Source organism: Paenisporosarcina sp. OV554, from assembly GCF_003058165.1.
GTDB lineage: Bacteria > Bacillota > Bacilli > Bacillales_A > Planococcaceae > Paenisporosarcina.
In genome coordinates, this window is sequence record NZ_QBUC01000036.1 from 1 (window position 1) to 20,611 (window position 20,611).

Sequence of the window (20,611 nt, forward strand, 5' to 3'; positions counted from 1 at the left end):
CCATGGCTATATTTGCGGTAAACCTCAAACGAATTATGACCTTAATGAAGGAATCAGAATAAGTAATACAAAGAAAAAGGCGTCATTTCGTTCGAGTTCGAACGAAATGAGCCTTTTAAAGTTAAATCACACTTACAAAATTAAAAACGTAAGTTTTTCAGTGGCCTCCCTACAGGGCAGCCGGTTCTTTTTGAATTAAAGAGTGATTAAGTTGAATACTTCCTAATTGGGGTGTTATGTCAACCTAGGTTGTATGGAGCATACAACCAAATTCACGATTGAAACAATATTATTGTTTTGAAATTGAGTAATTCTTAAGTTGTTTTTTGTTCACGGAAAATTCTATTATTTCAAGGGTTAAATGGATATTACTGGTATAATATAAGTGGAGGAGATGGTGTAATTGAAAAAATATTTACTGATTGGAATTGCGCTATTATTAACTGCTTGTTCATCCGATGTTGCTTCGAATGAAATGGAAACGATTACTGACAACAAAACAAAATCAGAAGTCGAATTGGTAGAACCTGGCGAAAAATCGCTGTTGTTAGAATGGGATTTTGACAATATGGATAGAGGTAATCACGATTATGAAACATTGGCTGCATTGGCTCATCCCCGTTTAGTTGTGGAACTTGATTACAAGGGTGTAAAACGTGGCGATGTAATCTACTTTAAATCGCCTGACTTCACGATAGAAAGTAATCCTGATTTTTATATGCCTGAATATTACATTGCAAGGGTAGTGGGTTTGCAGGGTGAAACCGTTGAAATAAAAGATGGGCAAGTTTTCGATAAAAGACTGGATACTTTCTATTCCAAATTATTACAGAGAGGAATGAATGAAAAAGATTATTTCGAAAAATTGAAACCGGTCAATAGAGGAAATGAAGAAAATGACAGAGAATATTTTGCTACTACTATGGATCCTGTGAAAGTTGTAAATAACACTGTATTTGTTTTAGTTGATAATGGTGGTAGAGGCGTGGATAGTAGAGATTTTGGACTCTTGCCGATGGAGAGTATCAAAGGGAAAGTTTTAGGTTATAAAAAGTAGCATAATATTCTCATGAATTTAGCATTTATAAAACCTTCTTCAACTAAAGGGGCAGGTTAGTTCAATAAGAAAAAAAGGAAATAAGGAATAACTATTCTGAAAGGAAGATAAAAATGCTTTTTAGCCTTCATAGCGTTAGATTACATAATTACTCCGATCTACTAAACACTCTTTACATATAAAACTTGCAACATATTTCAAAGGAGGCACTAATGAAAATATTTATAAAACTATTGTTATTTCTAATAATCTTTATAACTTTATCCATTGTTAGTTTTATGGTTATTTTCAATCTTGGAATGAAATCCGGAGCCCTCGTCGCCGTTCTTTTTATTTTTCTATGTTTCGTTATTTTTTGTTTTAGTATCTTCGGTGTAGTCAAAGGAAATCTAAACTTTATAAAACTCCGTAACCGAACCCAAGTAGTTGGCTTAATGATATTTTCGATTTGCCTAACTATATTTATTGGTTTAGCTGCCTTCGTTAATGCAACGATTGAGCACGGTTTAGAAAAACCTAATTTAGATCTAGAGGCAAAAACAAGGTTTCTTGCAAGTGCAGTATTCCAAGTACCCACACAGAAACATTTATTGAAAGAAGAGAAAAGTGGAATTACATACCTATTTCCTTCAGGTAATAAGGAAGATATCGAGAAATTCGATTTGCTGATTAATGAAGAAAAAACTTCGTTTGATACCCTTTTTGGAAGTGTTGATTCAGCTCAACTACTAATCGAAGTCCATAACGATTCAGCCTCACTAGAAGCAAGCTCTACTTTGGAGGATGTTGGAGGCTATTATAATGCGATTAATCAAACTCTTCACCTGCGGTCGAATGATGATAATTGGGAAAACGTCCTGCTTCACGAGTATACTCATTATCGAATCGATCAATTTTCAGAAAAACAAAACCTACCACTATCAAGACTTCCTTTATGGTTTCAAGAAGGGGTCTCAGAACTTTTAGGAAATAAAGAGAGTTATGGAATCGATTTAGAATCAGTCGAAACACTCGATTTCCATGTTCTAGATTCGAATAATACCTTTCATCAGACGAGCAATGAAAATTATAATCCGTATATTCAAAGTTTTTTAGCCGTGGAATCCCTTGTCAATGATCACGGTATGAAAATCATTCCAGAACTAATGCTTTCTGATACAATCAATGAATTTTATCAAAAGCTTGAAGCAGTGAATCGGAAAAATTTGACTGAATTTCAAGAAACATTTATAAGAGATCTGGTAGTAGATAGGGAGAAGATAGACGAACAGTTTATTTTGGCATTTGAAGCAATCAATACGAAAAAATATGAACAGGCTGAAGTAATTTTTAAAAAAATTAAAGAAAATGGTCTTAAATATGATGTTGAGATGGCAGACGAGCATCTAAAAACAATTTACTTGGACCAAGGTTTATACGAGAAAGCAATATCATTAATAGAAATCAAGATTTCAAGAGACGATAATGGGTTTAGAACAAAGGATTTACTTGCATTGTCAGAAAGCTATCTATTAGTCGGCAATTCCGAAAAAGCGTTAGTCAGCATTGAGTTTGCTAGAGATGAAATGAGTGCCGAACATTTTTTTGCACAAAGAATAGATAAGTTCGTTGAAGCATATCAGAAAATAAATTCGGATAATTCACTGGCTGGCTATAAAATGCTTTTTGAAGAAGAATTATTTATTAATAAAAAGGTTCAAAAAGATTTAAAGGAGAAATTACTTCTCGACTATCCAGGGGAGTTTTAATTGGACTGACTAACGGGGGCATTAGTTGAACAACCGGCTGCCTTTAAAGGTAGCTTTTTCTTATGGAGTAATGAAGTCGACTACTTCCTCATCGTGGTGTTCTGTCAACCTGGGGTGTATACGTTATACAATCCAGGTGAGTAGTTGAATCGAGGTTTTATGGGCGTATCATCTAGTCTCTCGGTACAATAAATTCTTTTTAAGGTATAATAAGGGAATTGAATGAAGGTGGGTTGAGACCGAAATGAACTCTGGAGATTTTTTTTATGGAATGGTTGTTTCCGGCTTACCAATAATTTTAGTACTTTTACCGATAATTTTAATACTTGTAGTGATTTTCTTATTTAGAAGGAAAAAGGTTAATTAACTCGTTTAAATAAGCTGCCTTTAAAAGGTGGCAAGTTGATTAACTTCCCAATCCGCTTGTTATGTTAACTTAATGACGACGTAATAAAACCACGTTCCGAGAGGAAATAATCACTGACGCATCTACACCATTTCATTTTTAATATGTTAAAATAAGGAAAGTCGAAACATGAATGGCGGTGTTTTTCTGATAAAGAAATATCTGTCCTGGTTATCACTTGTCTTCTTGATATTATCTTTCATCCCTATTTTCGTTCTCCTATTCACAAATACTGGGTTCTTCGCGTTCGGTTTAGAAGGGAAAATTGGTCTCTTTGTTCTACCTATTCCAGCGTTAAATAGTGAATGATCAGAAGATAGAACATAAACAGTGTTATTTTGCATAATTGCGACTTAAAATGAAATCAAAGATATTATAATACCCTATTCTAAGGCAGTGTAATAGCAACGAAAAGAGCTATTCAGAGGCTCATTTCTTATTGAACTAACGGAGCAGTTTAGAGGAAGAAGGTATAAAACTTTCAGGGGGAGGTTTTATAAATGAAAAAAATAGGCAAGGCATTATTTAGACTATAATCGCTATTGTTCTTGTTTTAATTGGGCTTTTTACAAGATAGGGTTTGTTAAAGTAACGGATGCTTTACTTCAAGAAGGAGTAAAGCATTTTTCTTTTTAAACTAACGGGGCAGGTTAGTTTAAAAAGGAAATGTTGAAAAAGGACCTAAAATTCTTGGGGAAAAGGAGATAAATGCAATTTAGTTACTTAAATGAAACCATAATTGACGCCCCTTATACATTTGCAAACCTTAAGAAATTATTAGGAACTGTATGTAATAAAGAAAATAAATACTCACATTTTGAATTTGCGAAATGGTGCGATAATCTTACAATGATTTTCGAGGAGGAAGACTTGAATGAATACGATTTAACGTGGTTCACTATTGCACGCGATATTGAATGTCAATGGGACTTATATTTATTAGACCCTCACTCCAAAAAAATATTACAATCATTAGATATTAATCAAGTTAGCTTGCCGCAGGAATGGTTTTTAGAGTGGTTTAATCAATTGAAAAATTAATCAATAATTAAACTTCCTTCTTCAACTAACGGGTGCTTTCCTTCAATAAGGAATGAAGCCTTTTTTCTTATTGAACTAACGAGTCAGGTTAGTTAAATAAAAAAATATTCTAAATATATCCAATCTTAATGCTGGAATTAAAAGTCAAAGTAAGAAATGAATAAGTACACAGAATGGAGTTGTAATTTGAAAACGTCAACTGGTTTATTAATTCTTATTGTTTTAATGCATCTCATCACTCTTACCAATATCACCCTTTTCAATGGAAATTGGAATGGAATAGCTTTATGGCTAAGTACGGGTTTATTCATAGCAGCGATAGCCTTCTATTTATTGGGTAAAACAAAAAAACAAAATGTTTAGCCCAATTAATCCTTATATGTAATATACGAAGAAACGGGTTCTTATGTTGAAGAACAGCTATCCTTTGAGGGTCTGTTTCTTATTGAACTAACGGGTGCTTTACTTCAAGTAGGAGAAAAGTATTTTTTCTTATTGTACTAACGGGACAGGTTGGTTCAATAAGAAGGGGTTTTTTGGAATGGTGTGGAATAAGTTAATAAATGTAAATTATTGAACAAAAGGGATGTGTAACATTGGAGGTGGAAAAATGCAGTATTTATCAATTGGTTTCAATACACTAATTAGTTTGATATTCATCTTTTCGGGCTTATTTTTAAAACATAAACCACCAGAAAAAATTAACCTAATATATGGGTACAGAACATTCCGTTCCATGAAAAACGCCGATTTGTGGAAAAAGGGGAATGAATTTAGTGCTGAAATCATGATAAAACATGGCTTAATCATGATTTTTATAGGTAGTTTAATTAGTTTAATATTCAAGCAACCCCAAAACGCCATACTCTAATAACCATAATGATGATTGTTTTTATCATCATTATGGTTATTAGAGTAGAGAGAAAACTAAAACATCTAGATAAAAGGTAGCATGATAGAATCCATCTTCAAACGGGTGCTTTACTTCAAGAAGGAGTAAAGCAATTTTTCTTATTGAACTAAAGAGGTAGGTTAATTCAAAGTGTTACCCATCACTGAAGGACGGTTTTGAATTTCACCAGACTATAACGATTTATTTTTACTCATCGGAAGGATGAATTATTAGATGGATATTAAAATATTAATAGAATGGGCAGATTTTGCGGGAAAAATGCTCGCGCTGCCGGTAAGACGGTGCTTGAGCTTCGAAGAGACTCTATTGTTGAAATGACTTATAAGAAAGCTAGGGAGCTTGTGACATCAGCAGATCTTGCATCTAACCAAATAATTTGTGAAGCAATTGAAAAATCATATCCTGAGCATCGTATTCTTTCTGAAGAAAATATTGAAGGACCTCTTTGGATTATTGATCCATTAGATGGTACTGTCAACTATTCAAAAAATCTTTCCCACACTTTGCTGTCTCCCTGGCGATTGCTGTTGATGGAATAGTTTGGGCAGGGTTTGTTCACTCTCCGGATCTGGATATTACTTTTGTTGGAATTCGGGGAAATGGTTCATATTGTAATGGGAAAAAACTAATGGTTAACCGAACCAACCTGCTTTCTGAAGCAGTAGTTGGAACAGGTTTCCCCCATGATAAAAGCCATTTAAAAACGGCCCTTTCAAGAGTGAATCTTCTTGCTACCCATTGTCGTGATATCCGCCGTTTTGCGGCACCAACTTTAGATATATGCTATGTAGCGTCAAGAATGCTTGATGCTCATACTGAAAGTCTATTTCCCTGGGATGTTGCTGCAGCTGGACTAGTTGCCCGGGAGGCTGGTGCAAGAATTGGACATGCAGGCAGAGATTTAGGGAGTATCCCTGTAGAATTGTATTGGGAAGAAATTGTTTGTGCTACCCCGGGGGTTTTTGAAGATTTGCATGCACTTTTGCAAAATAACTAGCAGATTTTAGAGGAAGGGATAAACTACCATCAGGGGAAATCCACGCGTAAATGAAGAGTTGTGATACTCATAAAAATCTGTTTTAAATAATAGTCAGAATATATTTTTTTAATGACGGGTGCTTTAGTTGAAGATCATCGGGTTGATTAGATAGTTCTTTTTCTTATTGAACTAACGGGGCAGGTTAGTTTAAGAAGGTTAACTTGCAGCTTGTGAAGAATATGTAAATTAAGGAAATGTAAGAGGAAGGGTGAGTACCTTGAAGAAAACAGTTGGTAGGACACTTGCTTTAACTACACTTTTAATGGGAGGAGCAATCTATTATTTCATAACAGTATCTCTCTACGAACCATCGGAAGATTTATTTGACTTCCCTGTTCCTAAAAATGCTGAATTAGTTCAAGAAAATATTTATGGGAAAAGTTATGATTGGTCACCGACATCTGAAGAAAATGGAATTCCACTTGGATATGAATTAGCCATTAAAGCGAGTGGTTGGAAAAAGGGAGAAAGGGATGGTGCTTCAATTTATTATACAAAAGGGACTAATAAAATAGATTTGATATCATCTACGAAACATTTGAACATCCTAAAAGTGAATTGATTTGTAAGTATTGAAGCGTACTTTAGTTGAAGGTCCTCGTTCTGTTTAGGTAGCTTTTTACTTCTTTAACTAACGGGGCAGGTTAGTTGAACAAAAAGGTGAGAATTCATCTCTCTTTTATGTCGAATTTGATTCATATTGTGAAAGATTGAGGAGGGGTTATAATTGGCTAATAAATATTGTCCTATATGTGGAGAGGAAAACGAATGTATGACAGGAAGAGTAGAACACGGTAACTGCTGGTGTGATACAGAAGGCGTTTTTCCTAATGGAATCTTTGAGTTAGTTCCTACAGAGAGTATAAGGAAGAATTGTATATGTAAAAAATGTGTAAATAAATATAGGGACGAAGCGAAAATAAAGAAAAATATGTTGTAAACAATACGAAGAATTTATGCAATATAAGAAAATGTGCTTGTTTAACTAAGAGCTACTTTCGAGTGAATGAACCGAGGCATCAGTTTACTACTGTATGGTAAGGTTTAGCTATTTTTTGAGCTCTTCCTAATTTAATTATAGCATTTAAAAAATGGTTAATATAGACTTTTTATTCTCATTTACCACTGCTAAAATCAATAGAACATTAATGGTTAGGAGAGATGTAGAATGAGTTCTTTGGTTCTCGGTTTTCAGGAGATAGAAAAAACACAACTTTTGCTCGTTGGCGGTAAAGGGTTAAATTTAGGGAAATTATCAAAAATTCAAGGAATACAAGTACCAGAAGGATTTTGTGTTTCAACAGTGGGATATCGAAAAGCCATCGAACAAAACGAAACGTATCATGCTTTGTTGGATCGACTAACAATGCTAAAAGTAGAAGATCGAGATCAAATTGGTGAAATCAGCAGGAAGATTCGACAAATCATTATGGAAGTAGAAATTCCTTCCGATGTTGTGAAAGCAGTTACTCACTATCTCTCCCAGTTTGGTGATGAACATGCATATGCAGTGCGTTCTAGTGCGACTGCTGAAGATTTACCACATGCCTCTTTTGCTGGTCAACAAGACACCTATTTAAATATCATCGGCAAAGAAGCAATCATGCAGCATATCAGCAAATGTTGGGCTTCCCTATTTACGGATCGAGCGGTAATCTACCGTATGCAAAATGGATTTGACCACAGTCAAGTTTATTTATCCGTTATCGTTCAAAGGATGGTTTTCCCACAGGCTTCAGGGATTTTATTTACCGCTGATCCGATTACTTCTAACCGAAAGCTGCTATCAATCGAGGCCAGTTTTGGACTTGGAGAAGCACTGGTCTCTGGCTTGGTATCTGCCGATTGTTATAAAGTACAGGAAGAGGAAATCGTCGATAAGATGATAGCAACCAAAAAATTGGCTATCTATGGACTAAAAGAAGGCGGAACAGAGACACAGCAGATCGATCCTGATCAGCAAAAGACGCAAACACTTACTGAACAACAAATTTTACAGCTCGCACGCATAGGCAGAGAGATTGAAGCTTATTTTGGTTGCCCACAAGATATCGAATGGTGTCTGGTTGATGATACATTTTATATTGTCCAGAGTCGGCCTATCACTACTTTATACCCGATCCCTGAAGCAAATGATCAAGAAAATCACGTTTACGTATCTGTCGGTCATCAACAAATGATGACCGACCCCTTGAAACCATTGGGAATGTCTATATTCCAGTTAACATCTTTTGGACCAAGGTTTAAAGCTGGTGGAAGGTTGTTTGTTGATATCACACATAATCTAGCTTCACCTGTTAGCAGAGAAATTTTATTAGATACCCTGGGACAATCCGATCCGCTCATAAGAGACGCACTTATGACCATAATAGAGCGAGGAGATTTTATAAAATCGTTACCAAATGATAAAAAAGAACTGAGTCCCAGTAAAAGCAAAGGTATGTCGTCTGCGGGTTTTAAAGCACAAATCGAAAACGATCCGACAATCGTTTCTGATTTGATTAAGAGTAGTCAAACATCGATAGAAGAGTTAAAACAAAACATCCAAACGAAATCAGGATCAGATTTATTTGATTTTATCCTAGAAGATATCCAGCAATTAAAGAAGATTTTATTCGACCCACAAAGTTTGGGTGTGATTATGGCTGCTATGGATGCTTCATCATGGATCAATGAAAAAATGAACAAGTGGTTAGATGAAAAAAGCGTAGCAGATACGCTTTCTCAATCTGTACCAAACAATATTACTTCGGAAATGGGTCTGGCGCTATTGGATGTCGCAGATGTGATTCGTCCTTATCCAAAAGTAATTGATTATTTACAACATGTAAAAGATGATAACTTTTTGGATGAACTGGTTAAGTTTGATGGTGGACAGGAAACCCAAGACGCTATCTATGATTATCTCAGCAAATACGGAATGCGATGTACCGGAGAAATCGATATTACTAAAACTCGTTGGAGCGAAAAACCAACTACACTTGTCCCCGTGATTCTTAGTAATATCAAAAACTTTGAGCCTAATGCTAGCAATCGGAAATTTGAGCAAGGGCGACAGGAAGCTTTGAAAAAAGAACAAGAGTTATTAGATCGATTGAAGCAATTACCGGATGGTGAACAAAAAGCCAAAGAAACAAAACGAATGATCGACCTAATACGGAATTTCATCGGTTATCGTGAATATCCAAAATACGGCATGGTTAATCGCTACTTCGTTTATAAGCAGGCTTTACTGAAAGAAGCCGAACAACTCGTACAAGCCAACGTTATTCATGAAAAAGAAGATTTATACTATCTCACTTTTGAAGAAGTTCACGAAGTCGTACGCACAAACAAACTGGATTACCAGATCATCAGCAAACGAAAAGACGAGTACAAATTATATGAAAAACTAACTCCACCACGTGTTATCACGTCTGATGGTGAAATCATTGTAGGTGAGTACAAACGAGAAAATCTTCCAGCCGAAGCTATTGTAGGTCTACCTGTTTCTTCCGGGATTATCGAAGGAAGAGCACGTGTCATCTTAAATATGGACAATGCGAATTTAGAGGAGGGAGATATATTGGTTACAGCCTTTACCGACCCTAGCTGGACACCGCTGTTTGTATCTATCAAAGGCTTGATTACGGAAGTAGGTGGTTTGATGACCCATGGTTCTGTCATTGCCCGAGAATACGGTCTTCCAGCAGTTGTAGGTGTGGAGAATGCTACGAAGCTGATCAAGGATGGACAAAGGATCAGGGTGAATGGAGCAGAAGGGTATATAGAAATACTATAATTCATTACATTTAAATCCTATAAGAAGAGCATTCGAATTAGGAGAATCATTGACATCATGGTGCTTTGCGGTCTATGGTAGGAACCCTGTCACTAGGACATATAAGGGGGCAGTAACTGAAGATCGATATTAATTGCGCGATTGTGGAGCAATACAGGTAGAAAATGATTAAACTTTTTTATAAAACCGAAACATAAATCTGCTGGAAAAGAATCCATTTTGATCAATCTTTTTTCAAAATGGATTCTTTTTATTTACCGTAGAATACGGGTTAACACGATATTTTTAATCAAACTTTATTTTAAAGCTACACTAAAAATTAAAATTACAAATTTATTTGCATTTTGCTTAATGAAGAACCGGCTGCCCTTTACATGGCAGTCTTTTCTTAATGAACCTAGTTGGTTACTTCCCAATTGTAGTGTTATGTCAACCTAGGGTGTATACGTGATACAATCCAAAATGTTGTTAAATATTGAAATAATTGCAACCTTCAAAATCATATTACGTTTTAATGAGAATAAAGAGAGAGGAGAATTTTTAATGAGTAAAGCTATTATTTTTGATATGGATGGAACCCTATTTCAAACAAATTTAATTCTAGAACCTGCCCTAGAAGAAACATTTGATGTACTACGAAAAGAAAATCTATGGGATACAAAAACACCGCTAGAACAATATAGAAAAATTATGGGTGTACCTCTACCAGTTGTATGGGAAACACTTTGTCCAAACCACTCACTAGAAATACGAGAAAAAAGCAATGAGATTTTTCATAAAAAGCTTATAGAACTAATCAAAGCACAAAAAGGTGCTTTATATGTTGATGTGGAGAGAACATTAAATGAGTTAAGTAAAAAGCACCCCTTATTTATTGTTAGCAATGGACAGATAGAATACTTACAAGCAATTGTAGAAACTTATAATTTGGATAGATTTATACAACATACATACAGTATCCAACTGATGAAATCTGGGCATAAATCAGATTTAGTAAAAATGGTGAAAAATGAAAAACAACTGAGAGAAGGCTACGTTGTCGGGGACCGTTCTTCAGATATAACTGCTGCCAAGGATAATGATCTTATTGCTATTGGTGTGAACTTTGATTTTGCTCAAGAAGATGAATTAAAACAAGCAGATTTTGTTGTGAATAATTTCAAAGAAATCTTAGAGTTAGTTTGAAAAGGAGTTTTTCTATTCTAGGGGGAAATAAGAATGAAAAGATTAACGGTTCTGTTTTTTTCAATCGTTATACTGGCAGGGTGTTCAACTCCAGCAAAACCAGCAGAACAGCAAGGATATGGAATTTCAATTGAAATGAGTAACTCTTTTGATATTAAGCATATGACATTAATTAAGTATGTGGATGGAAAAGAAGTGGTTAGTGAAAATGTTATACATGCAGATAATAGCCCTTTTAAAAAGGGAGATATAACTTGGTTTGATATTTCACCAAGTGCAGAGTCTAATACAAAGAGTGAATTAGCTATATCATATGGTGAAAATCTCGATGGAACGAATGCACATAAAACAGAAACAATCGATATTTCTAATGCGAATGAATGGGTAAATGTGGAGTTTACCAAGGATTTTCAGTTAAGAGTGATTGATATGAAATAAACTGAGTTTATTTATTAGCTTTTTATTGAGCAATGAAGTTGAATACTTCCTAATCCGGGGATTTTGTCACCTACTGTGTATGCGTTATGCCAGTTGCGTAATTGAATCGAGGTTTTACGGACGATGATAAATTGTTAGGGGATGTAATATGAATAAGATGGTTGCGACTTTTAAAAATATGTTCTTAGATTCATTTTCGATGGGTAAAGGATTCATATATGGATTTATAATGGTTGGATTGTTAATTTTAATCGGTTTTGCTTTATTTTACGGTATTCTGTTTCTAAGAAATCTTATATTTTAACCAGTAGTGAGGAATTTTTAAACCATTCCCTTCTTCAACTAACGGGTGCTTTAGTTAAAGAACAGGAGATCGTCAGAGACGGTCTTTTTTTATTTGCCTAAAGCCCCAGACAGATTGGATATTTATTCATTGGACCTGAAAAGCAAAACCGCCAAAAGCCCGTCAACTCAACGATGTATATTCGGTGAAGCCTTTACAGGGTAGCTTTTCTTATGGAGTAATGAGGTTGATTACTTCTTAATCCCAGGGTTAAGTCAACCCAATGTGATGCACCATACAATCCAGAAGTCAATTTCTATCTTGAAATAGGTAAGACATTACCGGAATGTCTTAACCATTCTTACTGGTTGATTTGGGTGCTTCATTAGGTTTGCAAAAGCTGTGGTGTAGTCAGCGAATTTCGTAATGATACACAAATAATAATTAAGCCACATCGTCAAACCTATGTGCAACTGAGACAGTCAAAATTTGTGAGGCTGGATTAGTGGAATCAACAAGGTAATTCAATATATGGATCAGTAAAAGCCTGAAATCGCTTCAGGCTTTTTATTATTCAAAAAAGTTAGCGTTAACTTTCATAATTAGCAATCTCTAAACAGATACCGCAGCAATATTGAATTCCTCACCAATCATCATTTTGTAGTGTGCGTGGTGCCAAGTATTCTCAAATTTCTTTTCAAATACTTAGAGCTTATTTCGGAAGGATGCTTTTTAAAGAAATTGAAAATATTTTCCACCCATTGATTAAGAACGTTCGTTCGGGGTATAATTCAATAAAGAACATTTGTTCGTTTTTTAAGGAGGAAGCATCATGTATGAAAAATACCCAGACCGAAAAATTGTCTGTCTCGATATGCGTAGCTTTTATGCAAGCTGTGCAGCAGCGGATGAAGGTCTTGACGTGATGAAAACCCCGATTGCGATTATTGGGAATCAACAACAAAAGGGAAGTGTCGTTTTAGCAGCTTCACCACCATTAAAAAAAGAATTTGGTGTGAAAACAGGGACACGTTTATTTGAAATTCCCGATCATCCGGACATTCGAATAATTGAACCGAAAATGGGTTTTTTTGTGCGGGTTTCGATGGAAATTACACGATTGCTTAGTGAGTATGTGCCGAAAGAAGCGATTCATGTTTACAGTGTGGATGAAAGCTTTCTTGATTTAGCAGGAACGGAGCGGTTGTGGGGCCCAATTGAGCAAACCATCCAGCGTATTCAAGATGATTTAGTGGAAATGTTTCAATTACCGTCTGCGATGGGCATGGGCCCGAATATGTTGATGGCGAAGTTAGCGCTAGATTTAGAAGCGAAGAAAACAGGATTCGCGCGGTGGACCTATGACGATGTGCAAACAAAGTTATGGCCAATTGCCCCTCTTAGTGAAATGTGGGGCATCGGGTCGCGAATGGAAAAAAACTTAAATGCCATGGGGATTTTTTCAATCGGAGATTTAGCAAAGACCGAGTTATCTACACTCGAATCAAAATTTGGTGTGATGGGAAATCAGTTGTACCATCATGCATGGGGAATTGATTTATCAGAACTAGGTGCTCCCATTATCGACGGCCAAATTAGTTATGGCAAAGGACAAATTTTATTCAGAGATTATCGCAAGACGGAGGATATTCTTGCGGTTGTACTTGAAATGACCGAAGACGTGGCGAGACGTGCGCGTGAAGCTGGAAAAGTTGGGCGCACCGTTCACCTAGGTGTTGGTTACAGCAAAGATGCTTTTGGAGGAGGATTCCATCGGTCTCTTTCGATGGAAGAAGCTACAAATGACACGATGAAAATTTACCAAGTATGTGTGAAGTTATTGCACGAACATTTTGATGATCGACCGGTTCGACGTTTGTCTGTGACCTTATCGAATATGGAGCCCGAGCATTCTATGCAGCTCAGCCTTTTTGAAGCGGAAAAATGGCGCAAACGCAAGCTAGGTTCCGCTATGGATCATATTCGCAGTAAATATGGTTCAACGGCTTTACTACGGGCAGTCTCCTATACAGATGCCGGAACAGCTCGAGCTCGTGCGAAATTAATCGGAGGACATAAAGCTGAATAAAGTGAGGGAGCATGCCGGGTACATAACCCTTGGGAAATTGTACATGTACTCGGCGTCTCAATCCTCAAGAAGACAGATGATTACTTTAAGATATCCAAACTATTTCCGAATCCGAATAATTTTCATTTCGTATCTTCTCTAAATTCGGAACATTTGCTAAACTAATATAGTCAGAAAAAGAAAATCGGGGGATAGTTGCGTGAAAGTATTTTTAGATTTAGGGTGGTTTTTTAAAGAGAGAAAGAAACAGTATATCGTCGGCATCATTATGCTGATGGTTGTTGCATTTTTGCAACTGCTGCCACCTAAAATAATTGGTTACGTCGTCGATGAAATTCGACTAGGTACCTTAACAGGCGGAGCGCTTTTAAAAGACTTGCTGTTGCTTGCTGGTGCGGCAATTACCATGTATATCATTCGTTATTATTGGCGTATGATGATTTTTGGTTCAGCGATTTTGCTCGCACGCCAATTGCGCGCGCGTTTATTCGAACATTTTACTCGCATGTCACCACGATTTTATCAAAAGCGACGTGTTGGCGATTTAATGGCACATGCGACCAATGATTTATCAGCGGTTCAACAAACAGCAGGAGCGGGAGTTTTAACGCTTGTGGATTCACTGGCAACAGGTAGTTTTGTTATTGCCGCGATGGCGATCACAATCGACTGGAAACTAACGCTTATTGCTCTTATTCCCATGCCGATTATGGCGTATTTAACGAATTACTACGGCAAGCAGCTACATAACCGCTTCCACTTTGCACAAGAAGCATTCTCTAGCTTAAATGATAAAACACAAGAAAGTATTTCGGGAATAAAAGTCATCAAAACATTTGGCCAAGAAAAAGAAGACATCCAAGATTTTATACAGTTATCGGATGATGTGGTAGAAAAAAATATTCATGTAGCAAAAGTGGATTCGCTATTTGATCCTACGATATCTGCTATTGTCGGTGTTTCATTTTTCCTATCAATTGTGTTTGGTGCACGATTCATCATTGCAGGAGATATGACAGTTGGAGATTTAATCGCTTTCACTGCGTATTTAGGTTTACTCGTCTGGCCGATGCTTGCTTTTGGCTGGTTGTTTAACATTGTCGAGCGCGGCCGTGCATCTTACGATCGGATTCGTGCGCTCCTGGCAGAACCAGCCGATATTGACGATGCGTCACATGCGCTGGATGTAAAGGCACAAGGTGACTTAAAAGTTCATATAGATGAATTCAAGTTCCCCGATGATGAACGTGCGGCACTTAAGAATGTACACTTCACATTAAAACGTGGGGAAACTTTAGGCATTGTCGGAAAAACGGGATCGGGTAAAACCGCGATTTTAAAGTTGTTATTACGGGAATTTGAAGGATATGAAGGATGGATTACTTATGGTGATCATTCAATCAATTCCTACAAAAAAGAACGACTACGTTCTGCGATAGGCTACGTGCCACAAGATCACTTCTTGTTTTCTACAACCATTGCTGGAAATATCGCATTTGCAAATACGAGTGCGCGACTTGAAGAAGTCTATGAAGCATCCCGCCTTGCACACATTCATGAGGATATTTTAAATTTCACAAGTGAATATGACACGATTGTTGGTGAACGAGGCGTGTCTTTATCAGGTGGTCAAAAACAACGTATATCGATTGCTCGAGCGTTGATGATGAAACCAGAATTGTTGATACTAGACGATTCATTATCCGCTGTCGATGCTCGAACAGAAGAAGCGATACTCGAGTCTTTGAAAGCATCTCGTGTGGATGAGACGACCATTATTACGGCTCATCGGTTAAGTGCAATTCAACATGCTCATCAAATCATCGTGTTGCATGAAGGCACCATTGTTGAAAAAGGTTCCCATGAAGAACTGATGATACTACAAGGACGTTACTATGAAATGTACCAGTTACAACAACTTGAAGCACTTGTCGAAATGGGAGGTGAGGCATAATGGAAGAACAGCCAAAACTAACCGATAAAGATCAAAGTATCGTTTTAAGAAGACTCATTTCATATTTAAAACCACACAAAAAAGTAATTATTTTTGCCTTATTCTTACTGGGTCTTACCGTATTAGGAGACGTAATTGGACCCATCTTAATCAAAACGTTTATTGATGATTATTTAACCGTGCGGAATTTCCCACAGGGCCCACTTATTGGTCTTGCCAGCGCTTATATATTTATTCAACTATCCAATGTTTTTATTAGTTATTTCCAATTGCTAAAATTCCAAGAAATTGCTCTAAAAATCATTCAGCAAATGCGTATTGATGTCTTTACGAAAGTGCAAAACCTAGGAATGAGGTATTTTGACAAAACGCCTGCAGGCAGTATCGTATCTCGTGTAACCAATGATACGGAAGCAATAAAAGATATGTTCGTCAGCGTCTTGGTAGGATTTATACAAAGTGCCTTTTTAGTTGTAGGTGTGTACATTGCGATGTTTATATTAAATGTGAAATTAGCGTTAGTTACATTATTGTTATTGCCGATTTTATTTTTAATTATTCGCACGTACCGTCGTTATAGTTCTGTATTTTATCAAGATTTGCGTGAACGTTTGAGTCAATTGAATGCAAAACTCGCGGAATCTTTGCAAGGAATGTCCATGATTCAAGCATTCCGACAAGAACCACGTTTAAAAGATGAGTTCAACGACATAAATGAACAACACTGGGAAGCTGGCAAACGCAATATTAAAATGGATAGCTTATTGCTCAGACCAGCAATTGATTTGGTGTATGCACTTGCATTGATTATGTTGCTCAGCTATTTTGGTATTACTTCTTTCAATAACACGATAGAAGTGGGCGTAATCTATGCATTTGTAACGTATATTGACCGATTCTTTGAACCAATTAATCAAGTAATGCAACGTTTATCTATTTTCCAACAAGCTATTGTTGCCGCTTCTCGTGTCTTTAAATTATTAGATGAAGAGGAACTCGTTCCCGCTCAAGCAAATACAAACGCTCGGATTGAAGCTGGGAAAATTGAATTCAATAATGTGACATTCTCATATGACGGTAAAACAGATGTGTTGAAGAACATTTCATTTACAGCGAACCCTGGAGAAACAGTCGCATTGGTCGGTCATACGGGAAGTGGAAAGAGTTCCATTATTAATTTATTAATGCGTTTTTATGAATTTGAACAAGGTGATATATTAATAGATGGAGAGTCTGTAAAGAACTTTAAAGTGCAAGAGTTACGTCAAAAAATGGGCCTCGTCCTACAAGATCCTTTCTTATTCTTCGGGGACATTGAAAGTAATATTCGTCTGCACAATCAAGCTATGACTGACGAAGAAGTGCGAGCTTCTGCTGAATTCGTGCAAGCCGATGCCTTCATTAATCAGTTACCAGACGGCTACAAACAAAAAGTAACGGAGCGGGGCTCGACATTTTCAAGTGGTCAACGCCAACTCGTGGCATTCGCACGCACCATGGCGACAGACCCGAAAATCTTAGTGCTCGATGAAGCGACCGCAAACATTGATACTGAAACTGAAGTTGCCATTCAATCAAGTTTAGAAAAAATGCGTCAAGGACGAACGACGATTGCTATTGCGCACCGTTTAAGTACCATTCAAGATGCTGAATTAATTCTCGTTCTTCATCAAGGGGAAGTCGTCGAACGAGGCAATCACCAACATTTGCTTGCTAGTAAAGGTCTTTATCACAAAATGTATTTACTACAAAATGGTATTGTAGAAGAAACCGTATAATCTAAAAGAGGACACAATTGTGTCCTCTTTTGCTTAGACAAAAAAATGTCACAATCAATAATGAAGTCATTTGACTGATTATTTGTTACGATGTTAGAAGAATTATAAAGGAGCGACTTTGATGACGACAGATATCAATTTATTATTGGCATTTGGAGCAGGCTTTTTAAGCTTCATCTCGCCTTGTACTTTGCCATTATATCCAGCATTTCTTTCTTATATCACAGGTATGACGTTAGACGAGTTGAAAACTGATCGTGGTATCTTGCAAAAACGTGGTATGTTGCATACGTTATTTTTCTTACTCGGTTTTTCATTCATCTTTATAGCGCTGGGATTTGGAACAAACTTTGTCAATACCGCGTATATTCAATACCAAGATGTTATTAGACAAATTGGAGCTATTTTTATTGTGTTGTTCGGTTTAATAGTAATCGGTGTATTTAAACCAGAATTTTTAATGAAAGACCGAAAATTACAATTTAAAAATAGACCATCTGGTTACTTAGGAACTATTGTTATTGGTATGGCTTTCGCAGCTGGATGGACGCCTTGTACAGGGCCAATTTTAGGGGCTGTATTATTACTTGGAGCTTCAAATCCAGGGTCTGGTGTATGGTATATGTTAGCTTATATATTAGGATTTGCGATTCCATTCTTTGTCCTATCGTTCTTCATTACACGCATGAATTGGATTCGGAAACACAATGCAAAAATCGTCAAAATTGGTGGTATTATTATGATTGCAGTCGGTATTTTATTGTTCTTTGACGGCATGACGTACATTATCCGTATTTTAAGTCCGATTTTTGGTGACTTCCAAGGGTTTTAACAAGTAAAATAAGATTATGGAAAGAGATGATGTTGAAGATGAAATCCATTACACACTACGAGCAGTGGCTAGATATCATTCAACAAGAGAAAAATCTCTTACTATTTGTGAAAACGACCAACTGCTCGGTATGTGAAGGGTTATTTCCACAAATCGCAGCACTCGAAAGCGATTCAACTTTTCCGTTTTATGTTGTGAATGCGGCAGAAGTACCTGAACTAGCAGGGCAACTCAGTTTATTCACAGCACCTGTTGTCATTTTAATGAAACATGGCAAAGAGTACGCCCGGTATGCGCGGTTCGTTCCTGTACAAGAAGTAATAGAAAAAATACAAGAATTAAAGAAATGGGAGGAATAGCATGTTTGACCAAATTCCTTCGCAGTGGATAGTCATTGGTTCAACCATAATGGCAGTCGTTATGGGGACACTTGTTATGACGGTAAGAGCAAAGTCGGCTAAAAAGCCCGCTAGTGTAAAAAAAATTATATTACCACCACTTTTCATGTCGACGGGTGCATTTATGTTTGTTTTCGAGTATTTCCGAGTGCCACCCCTTCAAATTCTTGAATCAATAGGAGTAGGACTTCTTTTTTCTACAGTCTTAATCTGGACATCAAGATTTGAAGTGAAAAATGGTGACATTTATTTAAAGCAATCAAAAGCATTTGTATTCATTTTAATTGGGTTATTGGGAGTTCGATTAATTGGTAAAATCATTTTAAGTTCGAGCATCGATGTAGGAGAGTTAAGTGGCATGTTTTGGTTACTTGCGTTTGGTATGATCGTGCCTTGGCGCATTGCTATGTTGCTTCAATATAAAAAGCTCGAAAAAACAATACAAAATAAATCCACACAAAAGCCGACCCTTTCTTCATAAGGTCGGCTTTTTCTTTGTTATTTTATTTAACAGTTAAGTCAGTTTAATAGCTGCTCTTCTATCTAAATAAATGTTCATATGGCGACATGTCAATTTCCATAGACTCTAACTTTTTACGTAAGAATTTATGATCTCGCTTTGGTGTTGCTTGAATATACCCACGAATTAAATGATCATTTTCGATAGAGGATGCATTTTCTTCTAGAGCAATTTGTGCGACTTTACCAGCTATTTTTTGTTTGGCAACTGGCCGAAATAAGTCAGGAACAGGTGTAACAAGTTCATTTAACATGACTTTTGCCTGATCTCCCCATAGATGAAGGGATTCATTCACATAATACTCTTCCCAATCGAGCATCGATTTTCCATCGTCTTTCGGTAACACTTTTAAAAATTTGCGGAACATAAAATAACCACCAATGGCAAAAAGTCCAGCTAATACAAAAACCCAAAATACAATAAACCATAAAAACCATCCATCTAAACCCAACGCTCTCACCTCTTATAACAACTATTCTTCTATTATAAAAGGTTCTGCGTAAAATAACACGCCCGATGTATCCTTTTCTTGAATTTCTCTCTATCTAAAGAGGGAAAGGGGGTGAAATAACATGGCAATCGTTGACTTTAAGGGAGCCGTAATTCGATTAACGTATGATGTAGGGATGACGCAAGATGGAAAAGTAATAAAAAAAGCAAGTTCTTATCGAAATATTCATGAATCTGCAACAGCTGAACAATTAATGGATGTGACTAGTATTCTTTCTGGTTTTTCATCTTATCCGATCTTGGCTGCAGAGAAAATTTCAACTGGTAACATTCAAAACTAATGGAGAGGAGGAGTAACATATGGCACAAGTATTAGAAATGCAATTTGAAACATCAGGTGGTAAAAAGTTAACGATTTCTGTAGATGAACCACGTGCGAATTTGACTACCCTTGACGTTGAAACAGGAATGCAAGCGCTTATCGCAAGTAATGTCTTTGAAGTAAATGGGTTTGGACTTGCCAATGCATTGAGTGCACGTTTAATTGAACGCAATGTATCTGACTTGATGTAAAGAGGAAGAAAGACCACCTTAGTTGGTGGTCTCAGACTGTAGACAAACTCGAAAAATCGAGTTTGTCTACAGTCTTTTTTGTTTTTATAATAGAAGTATAAAATCTTGAGGTGATTACAATGCTTA

Annotated in this window: 20 protein-coding genes; 19 read left to right on the top strand and 1 reads right to left on the bottom strand. The window is 36.6% G+C overall.

Annotated elements, in window-relative coordinates:
• Nucleotides 1-403: 403 nt before the first annotated feature.
• The 17 genes from lepB (at nucleotide 404) to C8K15_RS18715 (ending at nucleotide 19,423) form a co-directional block, all read left to right on the top strand.
• Nucleotides 404-1,057, top strand: coding sequence for a signal peptidase I (gene lepB / locus C8K15_RS18625; RefSeq protein ID WP_108587921.1), 654 nt, complete (start codon nucleotides 404-406; stop codon nucleotides 1,055-1,057).
• 212 nt (nucleotides 1,058-1,269) lie between these two features.
• On the top strand, nucleotides 1,270-2,805 hold the full coding sequence (locus tag C8K15_RS18630; protein ID WP_108587922.1) for a tetratricopeptide repeat protein: 1,536 nt from the start codon (nucleotides 1,270-1,272) through the stop codon (nucleotides 2,803-2,805).
• A gap of 1,114 nt (nucleotides 2,806-3,919) precedes the next feature.
• Complete coding sequence (locus C8K15_RS18640; protein ID WP_108587924.1) at nucleotides 3,920-4,252, top strand: hypothetical protein; 333 nt, start codon at nucleotides 3,920-3,922, stop codon at nucleotides 4,250-4,252.
• Nucleotides 4,253-4,862: 610 nt separating this feature from the next.
• On the top strand, nucleotides 4,863-5,123 hold the full coding sequence (locus tag C8K15_RS18645) for an SdpI family protein (protein ID WP_369973788.1): 261 nt from the start codon (nucleotides 4,863-4,865) through the stop codon (nucleotides 5,121-5,123).
• Between the two features lie 278 nt (nucleotides 5,124-5,401).
• A complete protein-coding gene (locus C8K15_RS21240; RefSeq protein WP_108587925.1) occupies nucleotides 5,402-5,704 on the top strand; it encodes an inositol monophosphatase family protein in 303 nt (100 codons plus the stop codon).
• Complete coding sequence (locus C8K15_RS18655; protein WP_255421156.1) at nucleotides 5,701-6,162, top strand: inositol monophosphatase family protein; 462 nt, start codon at nucleotides 5,701-5,703, stop codon at nucleotides 6,160-6,162. The genes C8K15_RS21240 and C8K15_RS18655 overlap by 4 nt, the downstream gene beginning before the upstream one ends.
• 259 nt (nucleotides 6,163-6,421) lie before the next feature.
• Nucleotides 6,422-6,766, top strand: coding sequence for a hypothetical protein (locus C8K15_RS18660; RefSeq protein ID WP_108587927.1), 345 nt, complete (start codon nucleotides 6,422-6,424; stop codon nucleotides 6,764-6,766).
• Nucleotides 6,767-6,931: 165 nt separating this feature from the next.
• Nucleotides 6,932-7,144, top strand: coding sequence for a cysteine-rich CWC family protein (locus C8K15_RS18665; RefSeq protein ID WP_108587928.1), 213 nt, complete (start codon nucleotides 6,932-6,934; stop codon nucleotides 7,142-7,144).
• A gap of 228 nt (nucleotides 7,145-7,372) precedes the next feature.
• Nucleotides 7,373-9,985 carry a phosphoenolpyruvate synthase gene (ppsA, locus tag C8K15_RS18670; protein ID WP_108587929.1) on the top strand — a complete coding sequence of 871 codons (2,613 nt, stop codon included), beginning with the start codon at nucleotides 7,373-7,375 and terminating at the stop codon, nucleotides 9,983-9,985.
• A 465-nt stretch (nucleotides 9,986-10,450) separates the two neighbouring features.
• Nucleotides 10,451-11,170 (top strand): HAD hydrolase-like protein, encoded by a 720-nt coding sequence (locus C8K15_RS18680; protein WP_233260565.1) that lies wholly within the window; start codon nucleotides 10,451-10,453, stop codon nucleotides 11,168-11,170.
• Between the two features lie 33 nt (nucleotides 11,171-11,203).
• Entirely contained in the window at nucleotides 11,204-11,608 is a 405-nt protein-coding gene (locus C8K15_RS18685) for a hypothetical protein (protein WP_108587931.1), read from the top strand.
• A gap of 1,115 nt (nucleotides 11,609-12,723) precedes the next feature.
• Nucleotides 12,724-13,980 (top strand): Y-family DNA polymerase, encoded by a 1,257-nt coding sequence (locus tag C8K15_RS18690; RefSeq protein WP_108587932.1) that lies wholly within the window; start codon nucleotides 12,724-12,726, stop codon nucleotides 13,978-13,980.
• Nucleotides 13,981-14,179: 199 nt separating this feature from the next.
• Nucleotides 14,180-15,934 (top strand): ABC transporter transmembrane domain-containing protein, encoded by a 1,755-nt coding sequence (locus C8K15_RS18695; protein ID WP_108587933.1) that lies wholly within the window; start codon nucleotides 14,180-14,182, stop codon nucleotides 15,932-15,934.
• On the top strand, nucleotides 15,934-17,712 hold the full coding sequence (locus C8K15_RS18700; RefSeq protein ID WP_108587934.1) for an ABC transporter ATP-binding protein: 1,779 nt from the start codon (nucleotides 15,934-15,936) through the stop codon (nucleotides 17,710-17,712). Before C8K15_RS18695 ends, C8K15_RS18700 begins: the two co-directional genes overlap by 1 nt.
• Before the next feature lie 121 nt (nucleotides 17,713-17,833).
• A complete protein-coding gene (locus C8K15_RS18705; RefSeq protein ID WP_108587935.1) occupies nucleotides 17,834-18,544 on the top strand; it encodes a cytochrome c biogenesis CcdA family protein in 711 nt (236 codons plus the stop codon).
• A gap of 38 nt (nucleotides 18,545-18,582) precedes the next feature.
• Nucleotides 18,583-18,903 carry a thioredoxin family protein gene (locus C8K15_RS18710; RefSeq protein ID WP_108587936.1) on the top strand — a complete coding sequence of 107 codons (321 nt, stop codon included), beginning with the start codon at nucleotides 18,583-18,585 and terminating at the stop codon, nucleotides 18,901-18,903.
• 1 nt (nucleotide 18,904) lies between these two features.
• A complete protein-coding gene (locus C8K15_RS18715) occupies nucleotides 18,905-19,423 on the top strand; it encodes a CcdC family protein (protein ID WP_108587937.1) in 519 nt (172 codons plus the stop codon).
• Between the two features lie 58 nt (nucleotides 19,424-19,481).
• Here C8K15_RS18715 and C8K15_RS18720 read toward each other — a convergent pair whose 3' ends face one another.
• Entirely contained in the window at nucleotides 19,482-19,913 is a 432-nt protein-coding gene (locus C8K15_RS18720; RefSeq protein WP_108587938.1) for a DUF2621 domain-containing protein, read from the bottom strand.
• Nucleotides 19,914-20,034: 121 nt separating this feature from the next.
• Here C8K15_RS18720 and C8K15_RS18725 point away from each other — a divergent pair, with 121 nt between their 5' ends.
• Together C8K15_RS18725 and C8K15_RS18730 are read left to right on the top strand one after the other, a co-directional pair.
• A complete protein-coding gene (locus tag C8K15_RS18725) occupies nucleotides 20,035-20,253 on the top strand; it encodes a DUF1659 domain-containing protein (protein WP_108587939.1) in 219 nt (72 codons plus the stop codon).
• A gap of 19 nt (nucleotides 20,254-20,272) precedes the next feature.
• Nucleotides 20,273-20,485 carry a DUF2922 domain-containing protein gene (locus tag C8K15_RS18730; RefSeq protein ID WP_108587940.1) on the top strand — a complete coding sequence of 71 codons (213 nt, stop codon included), beginning with the start codon at nucleotides 20,273-20,275 and terminating at the stop codon, nucleotides 20,483-20,485.
• The last annotated feature ends 126 nt before the right edge of the window (nucleotides 20,486-20,611 follow it).